Genomic DNA, 15,306 nt, shown 5'->3' with positions numbered 1-15,306 from the left:
AGCGCCGGGCCGCCCGCGCCATCACAGCTCAGGTTCGTCAACGCCGCTGTAGATCCCGGAGTCCTTATACAAGTCGTGGACATGACGCACCAGCACCATGATCACCGCCGCCACTGGCAACGCCAGCAGCACGCCGGTAAAACCGAACAGCTCGCCACCCGCGAGGATCGCGAAGATCACCGCCACCGGGTGCAAGCCGATGCGGTCCCCGACCAGCAGCGGCGTCAGCACCATGCCTTCCAGTGCCTGACCGACCATGAACACTGCGACGATCCCGACCATCGGGTACAGATCGCCCCCGAACTGGAACAATCCGGCGATCAATGCCGCACCGATGCCGATGACAAAACCCATGTACGGCACAATCGCCGCGAGCCCGGCAATCAGGCCGATCAACAGCCCCAGTTCCAGACCGACGATCATCAGGCCGGCGGCATAAATCACCCCCAACGCAACCATCACCAGCAACTGCCCGCGCACGAACGCGCCGAGCACTTCGTGGCACTCGCCCGCCAGCGCAACCACGCGCTCTTCGCGATCACGTGGGAGCAGGCTGCGGATCTTGCCCATCATCACGTCCCAGTCGCGCAGCAGATAGAAGCTCACCACCGGAATCAGCACCAGGTTTGCCAGCCAGCCGATCAGCGCCAGGCTCGAGGCCGTCGCCTGACTCAGCACCACACCGACGATGTCGGTGGTCTGGCCCATGTGCTCGCTGATCGCGGCTTTGACTTTATCGAACTTCCAGAAGCCGTCCGACAAACCAAGCTTCGCTTGCGCCCACGGCACAGCGGTGTGCTGCAACCAGTCGAGCATCTGCGGCGCCAGCTCGTACAGACGCAGCAACTGCTTGGCGAGCATCGGTACCAGCACCAGCATCAACGCCGTGACGATCAAGGTGAACAAGGCAAACACGGCAATCACGCCCCAGGTTCGCGACAGCCCGAGCCGCTCCAGACGATCCACCAGCGGATCGAACAGATAAGCCAGCAACAACGCGACCAGAAACGGCGTGAGGATCGGATGCAGCAACCATACAAACGCGCAAAGCAGGACTACCCCACCGAGCCAGAACCAACGCCGCGTATCGGCCATTTACCACTCCTGATGCTTCTATATAAGGAAAGACTTACCAGCGAAACCGCAACGACGGTGCCGCCGCTGCCGGGGCTGGCGCTGGCGCTGCAACCGCAGGCGTACCATCCGCCGCTGGCTGGGCAGGCGCCACCGGAACCGGCGCTTCGGCCGGCAGCTCCTGCAACTTCGCCAGCGACAATTGCGCGCGCAACTGATCGGCGCTGCCATTGACCCGATAGACGATCCGATCGCCCTGCACGCTTTGCAGACGCACGCCGAACGGTTCGAGTAACCGCAGCAGCGCCGCATAATGCTCCAGATTCATGCCCTGCACTTCCAGCGTCTGCTGACCCGATGCGCCGGGTTTGGCGACGAATCGCGGCGCCAGACGCTCGGCCACCGCCAGCATCACCGCATCGGCAATCGCAGCCTGATCGGCGCCCTGCACGCTGCCGGCCTCTTTCTGATCACCGAGCCACAAGCGCCATTTTGCCTGCCACTGTCCGCCCTCTTCGCGGGCATGCACCGCCAGCAAGGCGTCGGCGTTGTAGCGCTCCGAAGCACTGCGCAAGGGCGCGGGGTCAGCGCTTTCCAGCGCGGGTGCGGTGGCAACCAATTGCTCGCTGAGATCAGCCAGCGGCAAGCGCAGTGGCAAACCGCGATGTTGTGCGGCCGTGCGCAACGCTGAGGCTGCGGCCTGACCGTCACCGACCAGGCTCGCACCTTCAGTTGAATCGTTCAGCCACCAGCCGAGGATCGACGGTCGACTGGCGCCCCACACCGGCAACCCGGCCCGACGCAAGGCCTGCTCGGTGGTTGCCGGATCGAAATCGACTTTCAGCACTTCCGGTGGCCCGGCATCGAAACCGAACTGGCTGATGATCTGCTGCGGGTCCTTGCGGATCGGCGCCAGCCCCGGGTTCTGCGCGGCTTTCGGGTCGCCGGTCAGGCGCAGCACCAGGGTATCGAGCGCCGCCTGCGTGGCGCGATCGCGCTCTTCCGGCGCCTGGCCGTTGACCGGCTGACGCACCTGATACAGACCTTTGAGGTTTTCGGCATGGCTCGCCAGGCTGACCAGCGTCAGGCAGCCTACAAATAACAATTTACAAAAACGCATGGAAAATTCCCGTCGACAGGAGCGGCTGGAACACGCCGCGTGAACCGGTTGAGCAAGGCTGTGACCCCCACCTCTTGCAAAACATTCACACGGTGGCGGTAAGTTTTTGCACAGTCCTAACGATAGACGGTTAATCGCCACACCTTATACAGGCAGTCATACCCTGCGATTGCAAAAAATTTCCGCCGATATGGCCCTGCCCGTCGGTGCGAGGATGGCCGCTGCCCCTCAAGCCTGATAAAATCGCGCGCCTTCGCAGACCGGCAACAGCCGGGCCCCTCGAAACTCGCGTGAGGCGATCGCCCATCGAGTTCGATGTTCCCGCTGAACTCGGTCGTTACCCCCTGAATCCCCTCCCCTAAAGGCCTGGATCATGAGCAAGCAACCCTCCCTGAGCTACAAGGACGCCGGTGTAGACATCGACGCCGGTGAAGCATTGGTCGAACGCATCAAGAGCGTCGCCAAGCGCACTGCGCGCCCGGAAGTCATGGGCGGCCTGGGCGGTTTCGGCGCCCTCTGCGAAATCCCGGCCGGCTACAAGCAGCCAGTGCTGGTCTCCGGCACCGACGGCGTCGGCACCAAGCTGCGTCTGGCGCTGAACCTGAACAAGCACGACAGCATCGGCATCGACCTGGTCGCCATGTGCGTCAACGATCTGGTGGTGTGCGGCGCCGAGCCGCTGTTCTTCCTCGACTACTACGCCACCGGCAAACTGAATGTCGACACCGCTGCCCAGGTTGTCACCGGCATCGGCGCTGGCTGCGAACTGTCGGGTTGCTCGCTGGTCGGCGGCGAAACCGCTGAAATGCCAGGCATGTACGAAGGCGAGGACTACGACCTGGCCGGCTTCTGCGTCGGCGTCGTGGAAAAAGCGGAAATCATCGACGGCTCGAAAGTCGCCACCGGTGACGCCCTGATCGCCCTGCCATCGTCCGGCCCGCACTCCAACGGCTACTCGCTGATCCGCAAGATCATCGAAGTCTCCGGCGCCGACATCGAAAACACCCAGCTCGACGGCAAACCGCTGACCGACCTGCTGATGGCCCCGACCCGCATCTACGTCAAGCCACTGCTCAAGCTGATCAAGGACACTGGCGCTGTGAAGGCCATGGCCCACATCACCGGTGGCGGCCTGCTCGACAACATCCCGCGCGTGTTGCCAAAAGGCGCGCAAGCTGTGGTTGACGTGGCAAGCTGGACTCGCCCGGCCGTATTCGACTGGCTGCAAGAGAAAGGCAACGTTGATGAAACCGAAATGCACCGCGTGCTCAACTGCGGCGTCGGCATGGTCATCTGCGTGGCTCAGGAGCACGTCGAAGTGGCCCTGAACACCCTGCGTGACGCCGGCGAGCAGCCTTGGGTCATCGGTCAGATCGCCGTGGCCGCCGAAGGCGCTGCGCAGGTCGAGCTGAAGAACCTCAAGGCTCACTGATGCCAAAGTCCTGTGATGTCGTGGTGCTGTTGTCCGGCACCGGCAGTAACTTGCAGGCTCTGATCGACAGCACGCGGACCGGCGACAGCCCGGTCCGCATCGCTGCGGTGATTTCCAACCGCGCCGACGCCTACGGCCTGCAACGCGCCCGCGACGCGGGTATCGCCACCCGCTCGCTGGATCACAAGGCATTCGAAGGCCGCGAGGCCTTCGATGCCGCGCTGATCGAACTGATCGACCAATTCAACCCCGAACTCGTGGTGCTGGCCGGCTTCATGCGCATTCTCAGCGCTGATTTCGTGCGTCACTACCAGGGTCGCCTGCTCAACATCCATCCGTCGCTGCTGCCCAAATACAAAGGGTTACACACTCATCAGCGCGCGCTGGAGGCCGGCGATACGGAACATGGCTGCTCCGTGCACTTCGTCACCGAGGAACTCGATGGCGGACCACTGGTCGTACAAGCAGTATTACCGGTAGAGTTGCACGACACGCCGCAAAGTCTGGCGCAACGAGTCCACGCCCAGGAACACCTGATCTATCCGATGGCAGTACGCTGGTTTGCCGAAGGCAGGCTGACACTCGGTGACCAGGGTGCTTTACTCGACGGTCAGCCACTCGCCGCCAGCGGCCACTTGATTCGACACTAGGAGATATTATGCGTCGCGCCCTGCTCTTCGCTTGCGCTCTGTTCGCCCTGCCCTTCGCGCAGGCAGCGGACCTTCAACCGTTCTCCGCCAGCTACACCGCCGACTGGAAGCAGCTGCCCATGAGCGGCACCGCCGAACGCAGCCTGACCAAGGAAGCCGACGGCGTCTGGAAGCTCAGCTTCAAGGCCTCGATGATGATCGCCAGCCTGACTGAAGAAAGCACCCTGAAGCTGGACAAGGACACCCTGCTGCCACAGTCCTACCACTTTGAACGCGGTGGTCTGGGCAAAGCGAAAAAAGCTGATCTGGACTTCGACTGGGCCAATAAACTCGTGACCGGCACCGACCGTGGCGACGCGGTGAAGATCCCGCTGAACCGCGGCATGGTCGACAAGTCGACCTATCAACTGGCGCTGCAGCACGACGTTGCCGCCGGCAAGAAAAGCATGAGCTATCAGGTGGTTGATGATGGCGAAGTCGATACCTACGACTTCCGCGTGCTGGGTTCGGAAAAGGTCGACACCAAGGCCGGCCAGATCGATGCGATCAAGGTCGAGCGCGTGCGCGATCCGACACAAAGCAAACGCATCACCGTGCTGTGGTTCGCCAAGGATTGGGATTACCTGCTGGTGCGCCTGCAACAGGTCGAGACTGACGGCAAGGAGTACAACATCATGCTCCAGGACGGTACTGTCAACGGCAAGACTGTCAAAGGCAGCTGATCCGTCGCAAGAACAGAGAGCCCCGCGAATGCGGGGCTTTTGTTTATCTGTTCGATGATACTGCGCGGCGGCCCTACCCCTCACCCCAGCCCTCTCCCGAGGGAGAGGGAGCCGACCGAGGTGTCTGCCGCTAACCATCGACCTGAGAAACCGAGTCGAATATGGATTCCAAAGCATCGCACGATTAGTCCCCTCTCCCCTCCGGGAGAGGGTTAGGGTGAGGGGCTTTTGAAGGTCAAACTCACACCGAAAACCGCGCCACCATCCCGTTCAGATCCACCGCCAACTTCGACAACTCCTGACTCGCCGCACTGGTCTGATTGGCCCCAGCCGATGTCTGCATCGCCAGATCACGAATATTCATCAGGTTGCGATCCACCTCCCGCGCCACCGCTGCCTGCTGTTCCGAGGCGCTGGCGATGACCAGATTGCGCTCGTTGATCAAGGTAAACGCCGAGGCGATTTCCTCCAGGGCCGAGCCTGCGCTCTTCGCCAGCTCGAGGGTCGAGCGCGCCCTTGAGTTGCTTTGCTGCATCGAACTGACCGCTGAATCGGTGCCCTGCTGGATCCCGCCGATCATTTGCTCGATTTCCTGGGTCGACTGCTGGGTGCGATGCGCCAGCGCCCGCACTTCATCTGCCACTACTGCAAAGCCACGCCCGGCATCACCGGCCCGCGCGGCTTCGATCGCGGCGTTGAGGGCGAGCAGATTGGTTTGTTCAGCGATCGAGCGAATCACGTCCAGCACTTTGCTGATGCCATGAACCTTTTGCGCCAGCGCCTCGACCTGCGCGGCATTATTGGTGACATCGCCAGCGAGAAACTCGATCGACGTCACCGTCTGCTGCACTTGCTCGCGCCCTTGCCGGGCGATGCGGTCGGACTCGCGGGAGGCTTCGGACGTGGCCACGGCGTTGTTCGCCACCTCTTCCACCGCTGCTGTCATCTGGTTGACCGCAGTGGCGGCCTGTTCGATTTCCTGGCTCTGCTGATGCAGGCCGCGAGTGGCGTCTTCGGTGACACTGCTGAGTTCTTCGGCTGCCGAGGCCAACTGCGTTGACGACTCGGAGATGCGCCGGATCGTGTCGCGCAGATTGTGCTGCATGCTTTTCAACGCTTGCAGCAGACGCGCCGGCTCGTCTTTGCCAGCGATGTGAATGTCACCGGTCAAATCCCCACCGGCCACCACCTCGGCCACGCTGAGCGATTGCGACAATGGCACGACAATGCTGCGCGTCAGCAGCAACGCCAGGCCGACGGTAATCAGCGCAGCCATGGCGATCATTACTGCGACCCATAGCCGCGATTGCTTGAACACCAGCCGCGCGGCCTCAGTGGCCAGACCGGCATTCTGTTTATTCAACTCGACCAGCTCACGCAAAGTGGCGGCGATTTCATCGGCCAGCGGGCTCATCTGATCATTGAGAATCGTCGCAGCCTCAGCGACCCGATTCTGCGCCGACAGCTGTAGGACTTGTGCCTGAAGCTCAAGGTATTTGTGCTCGGTGCCCTTGAAGCGTTCGAACAATACGCGCTCTTCAGGCAGCACGATCAGACCGTCATAACGCTGCTGCGCTTCGCTCAAGCCACTGCGCAGCTCGTCGAGCTTGGCGACATTCTGCTCCAGTGCCTTGGGGTCACGGTTGAGCAACAGGCGCATGGTCAGCGCACGCAGGCGCAGCATGTCCTGACTCATTTCACCGACCGCCATCACGCTTGGCAGCCAGTTGTTGTCGACTTCATCGGACTGCGCTCGCATGTTCGACATTTGCAGCAAGGCGAACGCGCCGAGGGCAAACACCATCAGGGCCAGCAGGCCGAAACCGAGACCGGCGCGCGGGGCAATATTGAGACTACGGATATTCATCACTCTGGCTCCTTCCAAAAGCGCTGCATCAGCCTGCAGCGGGTTGCTTTAGAAGGTATCGGCATTGCCGTGAAATTGCGTAAGACGAAAAAGCGATAGGCAAACGAGCGGCTAGTCCGAACTCATGGCTTTGACGTTTCAGCGCGGAGCAGCGGGTTTTTCTGTGTTGCGCGGCAGTATTGCCAGGAAGTTATCGCGCGCGACTTTGCGCGCCACCCCTTCCGGCAGCGCATCGAGAAACGGCTTGTAGCTGTGCATTTCCTGACCAAGCTTGTTGAACCGTCCTACCACGTCAGAGCCGAGCATGAAGCGCTCGGGATACTTTTCCACCAGCGCCAGCCATTCGGCGCGCGGCTTGCCCTGCTCGTCCAGCAGATACGGCGTGAGCATGCTCCACGACAGGTCGATAAACAGATTCGGATAAGCCTCAAGCATGCGCGTCAGGGTTGGCAGGAGAAACGGCAACTGGGTCTGATGCCGATGGATCTCGGCGCTGGTGCCGGCATGCGCCCAGATGAATCGCGTGTGCGGATGGTTGCGCAGCGGCTCTTCGACTTCCTTCAGGTACAGCGGATTTTTCTCACGCTTGGAAGTGATGTTGGAATGCAGCATCACCGGCAGATCGTTTTCCGCAGCGAGGTGATAGATCTTGGTCATTGCCTCGTTGTTGGCCCGGGGCGTGTCGCCGGAGGTCAGCGCCGTCAGATCGTCGTGTCGGGTGAACACCTCGCCGATGCCCTGCCACAACCCCGGATACAGGTCGAGCATGCGCTGGATGTGCGCGGCGGAATTCTTGTCATTGGGATTGAAGCCGGACAGGAACGGATGAAAGTACTGGCGCTGTTCCGGCGCAAGTTTTTCCACCGCGTCGGCAATGATCACATCGGTGGCGCTGTACCAATAGGCATCGGCGTCATCACCGGCGTAATAACGCGGGCGCTTGGGTTCGTCTTCATGCCATTTCTTCGCCACGGGAATGCCGGAAATCATCACGTGCTCGATGGAATTGTCCTTCATGGCCGTGAGCAATTTCTGCATGCCGGCGCTTTCCTGGAAAAAATCCACGTAATGCAGGTGCGCATCGCTGTAGGTGTATTCGCGGGCACTGGCGCTGCCAGCGAACAGCAGCAGACAGGCAAGACTCAGACGAGACAAGGACACAAGTAATCTCCGGCAGATGGGCATAGCCTAGACCGCGCCCGAACGACAAGGGTTCATCCCTGCCGAAAAGCGGAACGCCCACTGCCGCGAATGCTCTATAACTGCAAGGTCTGTTTTGATCGAACGATTTTTCCTGCCGCCTGTGAGGTTTCCATGACTGTTACCGTCAATACCGTCTCTGCCGAAGGTTTTCGTCACACCGTCCAGATCGACGACCACGAATTGTTTGCCGATGTACCGAAAACCGCTGGGGGTGAAGGCACCGCGCCAGAGCCACACGACTACTTCGACGCCGCCCTTGGCGCCTGTAAAGCGCTGACCCTGAAGATGTACGCGAAGAAAAAAGACATCCCGCTGACCGGCGTGGGAGTCGAAGTGAAGCGCGACAACAGCCAAGAGCAGAAAGGCAAATACGCCCTGCATGTCACCCTCACCCTCAAAGGTGTACTGACCGACGCTCAGCGCGAGGAACTGCTGCGTGTGGCCGATCGCTGCCCGATTCACAAATTGATGACCACCAGCGAAGTCAGTATCGAAACCCACGCACCACAAGGCTTCGACAGCCAATAATCCTCCCAATGCCAGCGGCGGGTTATGCTTCTGGCATCACCCGCTCAGCCTGGAATGCACCATGGACACGCCACTCCTGATCATCTGCCCGCGCGCCGAAGACGTCGAAGGCCAGCCGATCCTGCGCCCGCTGCCGTCAGCCAAATGCCGCAACGTCGGGCCTTTCGTGTTTTTCGACCACATGCTCGAGACGATTTATCCGACGGGTAAAGGCATGGATATCCGACAGCATCCGCACATTGGCCTGTCGACACTTACCTATCTGTTCGAAGGGCAATTGCAGCACAAAGACAGTCTGGGCTCCGATCAGGTGGTCGGTGCCGGCGATGTCAGCTGGATGACCGCTGGCAGCGCCATCGCCCACGTCGAGCGTACGCCTGCGCCACTGCTTGCCGAGACCTTCACCCTGCACGGCCTGCAAGTCTGGCTGGCCTCGCCCAAGGCACACGAAGAAGGCCCGGGGCATTACAGTCATCACCCGGCAGCGACGTTGCCGGTCAGCGATAACCTCGGCGTGCAGATTCGCATGATTGCCGGGTCAGGCTTTTGCCTGGAATCGCCGGTGCCGGTGCTTTCTCCTACGCTGTATGCGGAAGTGAAGATGCAGACCGCGACCACATTGCTGATTCCGGCCGAGCATGAAGAACGCGCGGTGTATGTGTTGAGCGGGGATGCGCAGTTGAATGGCGAGGCGATCGAGCCGCATGCGCTGGTGGTGTTGCCAGCCGGCGAAGAGATGAGCCTGTTTGCCGAAACCGATGTACACGCGGTGGTGTTCGGCGGCGCGGCACTGGACGGGCCGAGACGGATCAACTGGAATTTTGTTGCAAGCGATCCGGCGGCGATTGATGAGGCACGGCGCAAGTGGGCGGCCGGGGATTGGCCGACGGTGCCGGGGGAAGTCGAGCGGATCGAACTACCGCGCTAGGCCGCTTACCCTCACCCCAGCCCTCTCCCAGAGGGAGAGGGAGCCGACCGAGGCGTCTTGCGTTATACATCGACCTGAAAAGTCTCGGCGATTATGGATTCGCCTATTCACGTTCAGGTCGACGCCACTCCCGAGCAACCCCCAATCAGTCCCCTATCCCAGAGGGATAGGGAGCCGACCGAGGCGCCTTGCGTTATACATCGACCTGAAAAATCCCGGCGATTATGGATTCGCCTATTCAAGTTCAGGTCGACGTCACTCCCGAGCAACCCTCAATCAGTCGCCTATCCCAGAGGGATAAGGAGCCGACCGAGGCGTCTTGCGTTATACATCGACCTGAAAAGTCTCGGCGATTATGGATTCGCCTATTCACGTTCAGGTCGACGCCACTCCCGAGCAACCCTCAATCAGTCCCCTCTCCCCTCCGGGAGAGGGCTAGGGTGAGGGGCTTTTCGCTTTTAGCCGTTGAACACTTCATCCAGCAAATCATGCATCGACTTGAACGCGCGCTTGGCGGTCTTTTCGTCGTACATCATCTTACCCGGCACATTGGCGTGCGGATCGGTAAACGAGTGCACCGCGCCGCCGTAGCTGAGCAGTTGCCAGTCGACTTTCGCCGCGTTCATTTCATCTTCGAACGCTGGCAGTTGCTCTTTCGGCACCAATGGATCGGACGCGCCATGCAGCACCAGCACCGAGCCCTTGATGTTCTGCGCATCCGCCGGGTTCGGCGAATCCAGCGTGCCGTGGAACGACACCGCCGCTTTTACCGGCGCGCCGGTGCGGGCCAGATCCAGCGCACAGCAACCACCGAAGCAGAAACCGAACACCGCCAGTTTCGAGGTATCCACTGCCGCTTCGCCCTGGCTCTGCAATTGCTCAAATGCCACTTGCAGACGTTTGCGCAACAGCGCGCGGTCGTCCTTGAGCGGCATCATCGCTGCCAGCGCCTCATCAGCGTTCTGCGGACGCACGCTCTGGCCGTAGACATCCGCGATCAGCACCACGTAGCCCTCGGCCGCCACCGTTTTGGCAATGTCTTCAGCACCGGCGCTGACGCCCATCCAGTTCGGCGCCATCAGCAAACCCGGGCGCGCGCCCTTGTGCTCGGCGTCGAACGCCAGGCGACCTTCGTAGGTCTGGCCGTCAATCTGATAGACCACGGAACGTACAGTGACTTGGCTCATTTCTGACTCCTGATTGTGTAAACACCAGAATGAAAAAACCCGCCGAAGCGGGTTTTTCCTACAACGTGATCAAACCGACAGTTCAACCAGCAGCTTGTTCAGCCGGCGCACATAAGCGGCCGGATCCTTCAAGCTGTCGCCCGCCGCCAGGGCGGCCTGATCGAAGAGGATGTGCGACAGATCGCCAAAACGCTCTTCGCTCTGCTCGCCATCGAGTTTCTCGATCAGCGGGTGGCTCGGGTTGAACTCGAAGATCGGCTTCGAATCCGGGACTTTCTGCCCGCTGGCTTCGAGAATCTGGCGCATTTGCAGACCCAGATCCTGTTCGCCGATGGCCAGAATGGCCGGCGAGTCGGTCAGACGATGGGACACGCGAACTTCAGCCACGGAATCACCCAGCGCAGTTTTCAGGCGCTCGACCAGACCCTCTTTGGACTTGGCGACTTCTTCTGCGGCTTTCTTGTCCTCTTCCGAGTCCAGGTTGCCCAGATCGAGGTCACCGCGCGCCACGTCGACAAAAGTCTTGCCGTCGAATTCGCTGAGGTAGCTCATCAGCCACTCGTCGATGCGATCGGTGAGCAGCAGCACTTCGATGCCTTTCTTGCGGAAGACTTCCAGGTGCGGGCTGTTCTTGACCTGCGCGTAGGTTTCGCCGGTGAGGTAGTAGATCTTGTCCTGACCTTCCTTGGCGCGGGCCAGGTAGTCAGCCAGACCGACAATCTGCTCGCCGTCGTCGCCCTGGGTCGATGCAAAACGCAGCAGACCGGCAATTTTCTCTTTGTTGGCGAAATCTTCTGCCGGGCCTTCTTTCATGACCTGACCGAAGTTTTTCCAGAAGCCCTTGTATTGCTCAGGTTCGTTCTTCGCCAGTTTTTCCAGCATGTCGAGCACACGCTTGGTCAGCGCGGTTTTCATCGAATCGATGATCGGGTCTTTCTGCAGGATTTCACGCGACACGTTCAGCGACAGGTCGTTGGAATCGACCACGCCTTTGATGAAGCGCAGGTACAGCGGCAGGAACGACTCGGCCTGATCCATTACAAACACACGCTGCACGTAAAGCTTCAGGCCCTTCGGCGCTTCACGCTGGTACAGGTCGAACGGCGCGCGGGCCGGCACGTACAGCAGCGAGCTGTACTCGAGCTTGCCTTCAACCTTGTTGTGGCTCCACGACAGCGGATTCTCGAAGTCGTGAGCGATGTGTTTGTAGAACTCCTGGTATTCCTCGTCTTTGACTTCAGTGCGCGGACGGGTCCACAGGGCGCTGGCGCGGTTGACGGTTTCCCATTCAACGGCCGGAGCCTCTTCGCCTTCGGCCGGAGTGACTTCCTTCGGCAGTTCGATCGGCAAAGCAATGTGGTCGGAGTACTTCTTGATGATGTTGCGCAGACGCCAGCCATCCGCGAATTCGTCTTCACCGGATTTCAGGTGCAGGACGATGCGGGTACCGCGCTCTGGCTTGTCGATGGTGGCGACTTCGAACTCGCCCTCGCCTTTCGACGACCAGTGCACGCCTTCGCTGGCGGCAGTGCCGGCGCGACGGCTGTATACATCAACCTTGTCGGCGACGATAAAGGCCGAATAGAAGCCGACACCGAACTGGCCGATCAGGTGCGAATCTTTCTTCTGATCGCCGGACAGGTTTTTCATGAAATCGGCGGTGCCGGATTTGGCGATGGTACCCAGGTGGGTGATCACATCGTCACGGTTCATGCCGATACCGTTGTCTTCGAGGGTGACGGTCTTGGCGTCCTTGTCGAAGCTCACACGGATTTTCAGGTCAGCGCCACCTTCGAGCAACTCCGGCTTGGCCAGGGCTTCGAAGCGCAGCTTGTCGACAGCGTCAGAGGCGTTCGAGATCAATTCGCGAAGGAAAATTTCCTTATTCGAATACAGCGAATGGATCATGAGGTGCAGCAGCTGCTTTACCTCGGTCTGGAAGCCCAGGGTTTCCTTTTGAGTTTCCACACTCATGGTCATCAAACTCCAATCAGATGGCAGTGGCCGCGACCCGAAATGGTCTGCGGCGGGTTGTCATCTGAGTTGGGGGCGCTGTTCAGGATTTCAAGGGCTCATCAATTTTGAAGTGCGCGCGGGCGGTGGCGATCGGTTCGCCCTCGGTGCTCTGCCACGCCGTGACCGCAACGTTGGCCACGCGACGCCCCTGACGGCAGACCTGACACCTGGCCCACGTGTCGCGAAACTGCCCGGCGCGCAGGTAATCGAGGGAAAAATCGATGATCTTCGGCACACCCGGCGTGCCGGTGAAAATCAGCAGATGCAGGGCTGCGGCCAGCTCCATGAAGCCGGCAATTACCCCGCCGTGGATCGCCGGCAATAAAGGGTTACCAATGTTGTCCTTGTTCGCCGGCAGCTTGAACAGCAACTCATCGCCGACTCGCGAGCACTCGATACCGATCAGCCCGGCATAAGGAATCAACGCCAGCAGCGGCGTGTAATCGCCCTGCGCGTGGGCCTGTTGCAGCTGCTCCCTGAGATCGTTGCTCATTGGCTCGCTCCCTTGATCGCGCCCGCGAAACCCTTGCTGCCCTTCAGGCCGATGCCCATGCGCATGAATGTGCCGACGACGTGGGCAATCGGTTGCTCGGGATCGTCCTGGTAGGCAAAACCACGGGCAAAGATCACATCGGTGGTGACGCGATAGCACTGGGCAAAGCCGTACACCGCTTTATGCGGTTCAGCGGCGTGCATGTAGTCGATGCGCAGATCGAGGGTCGGACAGACTTCGAACTCCGGCAGCACGCACAGTGTCGACATGCCGCAGGCGGTGTCCATCAATGAAGTGATGGCACCGCCGTGGATGACTCCGGTTTCGGGATTGCCGACGATTTTTTCGCTGTACGGCAGGATCACCATCAGCCCTTCGCTGGAGGCACTGTGCACCTGCAGACCGAGGACCTGACAGTGGCGCAATGCCGATAAAAAGCGCGTCGCGCGCTCAAAAACGGGGTTTTCGGCCATGTGATAATTACTCGCGTTTGGGCCTTGTGCCAGTATTGAGAAAAGCGGCAAAAGTTCCGTGATAAAACAAACTTATATATCTGAAACAATTGAGGAACTTAACCCGTAGCGCCGAGTTCTTAAGGCCAGTAGTTATTTTCCATAAGGAGATACACCCCATGCGTAAGACTTTAGCTATTGCCTTGATGTTGACCGCTTCCCTCGGTCTCGCTGCCTGCGATAAAAAATCCGAGGACAAAGCTCAAGATGCAAACCAACATGCTGAGCAAGCTCAGCAAGACATGAACAAAGCTCAGGATAAAGTGAACGACGCAGCAAAAGAAAACGCCGAAGCTGCCAAAGCTCAGGCTGAATCGAACGCCGCTGCTCAAGAAGAAGCCGCCAAAAAGCAATAAGCTTTGTGGTGTGAAAGGAAAACCCGCCAAGTGCGGGTTTTCTTTTGCCTGCGATTTACCGGTTAGAGCAACACTGTTCTAAAAGTCGGACTAATCATCAGTAACAACGAACAGATGAAGCCAACTAGCCACATCAGGCTGCGCAACTTCGCCAGATCGGCCAGATAGAACCACAGATAGAACACTCGCGAGATCACGAAGATGATCGCCAGCGCATCGATCAGCCAACCCGCGGTTTGCGTGGTATGCGCCATCAGCACGCCGACGGCGAAGAGGATGAAGGCTTCGATGCTGTTCTGATGGGCCGCCAGCGCCCTCGCACCGAAGCCAGTCAACTGCGCCTGCTGCTGCCGCGGCAAGTGATTGTCATACCCGCCCTGCTCTTTCATGGCCTTGGCCACCGGCATACGCGCCACATAGATCAATAAAGCACTGATAAACACACACCAGAACGGAATACTCATCAAACAGCCTCTTTGTTCGCCTCAGGGACGGGCGCCTCTGTAGGGGTATAGACCATGACATCGAGAACGTCGGAATGAAACTCGCGGCGATACAAAACCACCACGACTCCCGCGCTCATGATCATGAACAGCCACGGGCTGACGAACCACGCCAGCATACTCATGCCGAAGTAATAAGAACGCAGGCCGAAGTTGAACTGGTTGGCCGCCATCGAAATCACCCGCGCCGCCCGCGAAGCGAACGCCTTGCGTTCTTGCTCAGTCACTTGGCGCTCACCGATCATCGGCGCTGAACCGACCAGAATCGCAGCGAAGTTGTATTGGCGCATGCACCAGCTGAAAGTAAAGAACGCATAGACGAACACCAGTGCCAGACACAGCAACTTGATCTCCGACATGCCCTGCGACGCCTGCTGCACCATCGGAATATCCGCCAACAACGACACGGCTCGGTCGGACGCACCGAGCACGGTGAGGATACCGGCGAGGATGATCAGCGTGCTGGAGGCGAAGAACGACGCGTTGCGTTCCAGATTGCCGATCACGCTGGCATCGGCGATACGGTTGTCACGCAGCAGCATGCGGCGCATCCAGTCTTCGCGGTACAGGTGCAACACGCTGGCCAGACACGCCGTATCACGGGCCTTCCAGGTGGCATAACGGGTGTAACCGCCCCAGCAGACGACAAACCAGACGGCGGCGAGCAAGTGGATCAGATTGGCTTGGATGAACGACATTCGTTGTCCTGAGCAAG

16 protein-coding genes are annotated in these 15,306 nt (G+C 59.8%); 6 read left to right on the top strand and 10 right to left on the bottom strand.

Annotated features, from left to right (window positions below; all coding sequences use genetic code 11):
- Positions 1–21: 21 nt before the first annotated feature.
- Positions 22–1,095, bottom strand: coding sequence for an AI-2E family transporter (locus AB4N41_RS16790; protein WP_095180755.1), 1,074 nt, complete (start codon positions 1,093–1,095; stop codon positions 22–24).
- A gap of 34 nt (positions 1,096–1,129) precedes the next feature.
- Complete coding sequence (locus AB4N41_RS16785) at positions 1,130–2,194, bottom strand: DUF2066 domain-containing protein (protein ID WP_252877705.1); 1,065 nt, start codon at positions 2,192–2,194, stop codon at positions 1,130–1,132.
- 373 nt (positions 2,195–2,567) lie between these two features.
- Here AB4N41_RS16785 and purM point away from each other — a divergent pair, with 373 nt between their 5' ends.
- Genes purM through AB4N41_RS16770 form a run of 3 tightly spaced genes read left to right on the top strand, consistent with a single transcriptional unit; the run spans position 2,568 to position 4,998 of the window.
- The gene (gene purM, locus AB4N41_RS16780) at positions 2,568–3,626 is read left to right on the top strand and encodes a phosphoribosylformylglycinamidine cyclo-ligase (RefSeq protein ID WP_016773695.1); all 1,059 of its coding nucleotides are present in this window, start codon (positions 2,568–2,570) and stop codon (positions 3,624–3,626) included.
- Positions 3,626–4,276: a phosphoribosylglycinamide formyltransferase gene (purN, locus tag AB4N41_RS16775; protein ID WP_041479550.1), complete on the top strand. Its 651-nt coding sequence runs from the start codon at positions 3,626–3,628 to the stop codon at positions 4,274–4,276. Before purM ends, purN begins: the two co-directional genes overlap by 1 nt.
- Before the next feature lie 8 nt (positions 4,277–4,284).
- Positions 4,285–4,998 (top strand): DUF3108 domain-containing protein, encoded by a 714-nt coding sequence (locus AB4N41_RS16770; protein ID WP_150636710.1) that lies wholly within the window; start codon positions 4,285–4,287, stop codon positions 4,996–4,998.
- Between the two features lie 241 nt (positions 4,999–5,239).
- Here AB4N41_RS16770 and AB4N41_RS16765 read toward each other — a convergent pair whose 3' ends face one another.
- Complete coding sequence (locus AB4N41_RS16765) at positions 5,240–6,865, bottom strand: methyl-accepting chemotaxis protein (RefSeq protein ID WP_095180752.1); 1,626 nt, start codon at positions 6,863–6,865, stop codon at positions 5,240–5,242.
- 138 nt (positions 6,866–7,003) lie between these two features.
- A complete protein-coding gene (locus tag AB4N41_RS16760) occupies positions 7,004–8,050 on the bottom strand; it encodes an amidohydrolase family protein (protein ID WP_150741312.1) in 1,047 nt (348 codons plus the stop codon).
- A gap of 129 nt (positions 8,051–8,179) precedes the next feature.
- Here AB4N41_RS16760 and AB4N41_RS16755 point away from each other — a divergent pair, with 129 nt between their 5' ends.
- Together AB4N41_RS16755 and AB4N41_RS16750 are read left to right on the top strand one after the other, a co-directional pair.
- Positions 8,180–8,596, top strand: a complete 417-nt coding sequence (locus AB4N41_RS16755) for an OsmC family protein (protein WP_039763671.1) — start codon at positions 8,180–8,182, stop codon at positions 8,594–8,596.
- Positions 8,597–8,657: 61 nt separating this feature from the next.
- Entirely contained in the window at positions 8,658–9,524 is an 867-nt protein-coding gene (locus tag AB4N41_RS16750; RefSeq protein WP_252877704.1) for a pirin family protein, read from the top strand.
- A gap of 458 nt (positions 9,525–9,982) precedes the next feature.
- Here the strand turns inward: AB4N41_RS16750 and AB4N41_RS16745 are convergent, their stop codons facing one another.
- From AB4N41_RS16745 to AB4N41_RS16730, 4 genes are all read right to left on the bottom strand, one after another.
- The gene (locus AB4N41_RS16745) at positions 9,983–10,711 is read right to left on the bottom strand and encodes a dienelactone hydrolase family protein (RefSeq protein WP_095180749.1); all 729 of its coding nucleotides are present in this window, start codon (positions 10,709–10,711) and stop codon (positions 9,983–9,985) included.
- 69 nt (positions 10,712–10,780) lie between these two features.
- On the bottom strand, positions 10,781–12,685 hold the full coding sequence (gene htpG, locus AB4N41_RS16740) for a molecular chaperone HtpG (protein WP_150741309.1): 1,905 nt from the start codon (positions 12,683–12,685) through the stop codon (positions 10,781–10,783).
- Between the two features lie 82 nt (positions 12,686–12,767).
- Positions 12,768–13,220 (bottom strand): PaaI family thioesterase, encoded by a 453-nt coding sequence (locus tag AB4N41_RS16735; RefSeq protein WP_041479556.1) that lies wholly within the window; start codon positions 13,218–13,220, stop codon positions 12,768–12,770.
- Positions 13,217–13,693, bottom strand: coding sequence for a PaaI family thioesterase (locus tag AB4N41_RS16730; RefSeq protein ID WP_252877703.1), 477 nt, complete (start codon positions 13,691–13,693; stop codon positions 13,217–13,219). Before AB4N41_RS16730 ends, AB4N41_RS16735 begins: the two co-directional genes overlap by 4 nt.
- 158 nt (positions 13,694–13,851) lie before the next feature.
- Between AB4N41_RS16730 and AB4N41_RS16725 the strand changes: the two genes are divergently transcribed.
- Complete coding sequence (locus tag AB4N41_RS16725; protein WP_007959016.1) at positions 13,852–14,088, top strand: hypothetical protein; 237 nt, start codon at positions 13,852–13,854, stop codon at positions 14,086–14,088.
- A 62-nt stretch (positions 14,089–14,150) separates the two neighbouring features.
- On the opposite strand, the gene AB4N41_RS16720 is transcribed toward AB4N41_RS16725, so the two are convergent.
- Together AB4N41_RS16720 and AB4N41_RS16715 are read right to left on the bottom strand one after the other, a co-directional pair.
- Positions 14,151–14,552 carry an MAPEG family protein gene (locus AB4N41_RS16720; RefSeq protein WP_016773683.1) on the bottom strand — a complete coding sequence of 134 codons (402 nt, stop codon included), beginning with the start codon at positions 14,550–14,552 and terminating at the stop codon, positions 14,151–14,153.
- On the bottom strand, positions 14,552–15,289 hold the full coding sequence (locus AB4N41_RS16715; RefSeq protein WP_016773682.1) for a DUF599 domain-containing protein: 738 nt from the start codon (positions 15,287–15,289) through the stop codon (positions 14,552–14,554). The genes AB4N41_RS16720 and AB4N41_RS16715 overlap by 1 nt, the downstream gene beginning before the upstream one ends.
- Positions 15,290–15,306 lie beyond the last annotated feature (17 nt).

It is taken from the genome of Pseudomonas sp. S2_A10 (assembly GCF_054668465.1).
The sequence above is the reverse complement of the archived record's forward strand: the minus strand, read 5'-3'. Positions and strand labels throughout refer to the sequence as shown.

Coding starts and splice junctions, on each gene's coding strand:
- AB4N41_RS16790 (WP_095180755.1), bottom strand. CDS start 1,095: ATGGCCGATACGCGGCGTTGGTTCTGGCTCGGTGGGGTAGTCCTGCTT.
- AB4N41_RS16785 (WP_252877705.1), bottom strand. CDS start 2,194: ATGCGTTTTTGTAAATTGTTATTTGTAGGCTGCCTGACGCTGGTCAGC.
- purM (WP_016773695.1), top strand. CDS start 2,568: ATGAGCAAGCAACCCTCCCTGAGCTACAAGGACGCCGGTGTAGACATC.
- purN (WP_041479550.1), top strand. CDS start 3,626: ATGCCAAAGTCCTGTGATGTCGTGGTGCTGTTGTCCGGCACCGGCAGT.
- AB4N41_RS16770 (WP_150636710.1), top strand. CDS start 4,285: ATGCGTCGCGCCCTGCTCTTCGCTTGCGCTCTGTTCGCCCTGCCCTTC.
- AB4N41_RS16765 (WP_095180752.1), bottom strand. CDS start 6,865: ATGAATATCCGTAGTCTCAATATTGCCCCGCGCGCCGGTCTCGGTTTC.
- AB4N41_RS16760 (WP_150741312.1), bottom strand. CDS start 8,050: ATGCCCATCTGCCGGAGATTACTTGTGTCCTTGTCTCGTCTGAGTCTT.
- AB4N41_RS16755 (WP_039763671.1), top strand. CDS start 8,180: ATGACTGTTACCGTCAATACCGTCTCTGCCGAAGGTTTTCGTCACACC.
- AB4N41_RS16750 (WP_252877704.1), top strand. CDS start 8,658: ATGGACACGCCACTCCTGATCATCTGCCCGCGCGCCGAAGACGTCGAA.
- AB4N41_RS16745 (WP_095180749.1), bottom strand. CDS start 10,711: ATGAGCCAAGTCACTGTACGTTCCGTGGTCTATCAGATTGACGGCCAG.
- htpG (WP_150741309.1), bottom strand. CDS start 12,685: ATGAGTGTGGAAACTCAAAAGGAAACCCTGGGCTTCCAGACCGAGGTA.
- AB4N41_RS16735 (WP_041479556.1), bottom strand. CDS start 13,220: ATGAGCAACGATCTCAGGGAGCAGCTGCAACAGGCCCACGCGCAGGGC.
- AB4N41_RS16730 (WP_252877703.1), bottom strand. CDS start 13,693: ATGGCCGAAAACCCCGTTTTTGAGCGCGCGACGCGCTTTTTATCGGCA.
- AB4N41_RS16725 (WP_007959016.1), top strand. CDS start 13,852: ATGCGTAAGACTTTAGCTATTGCCTTGATGTTGACCGCTTCCCTCGGT.
- AB4N41_RS16720 (WP_016773683.1), bottom strand. CDS start 14,552: ATGAGTATTCCGTTCTGGTGTGTGTTTATCAGTGCTTTATTGATCTAT.
- AB4N41_RS16715 (WP_016773682.1), bottom strand. CDS start 15,289: ATGTCGTTCATCCAAGCCAATCTGATCCACTTGCTCGCCGCCGTCTGG.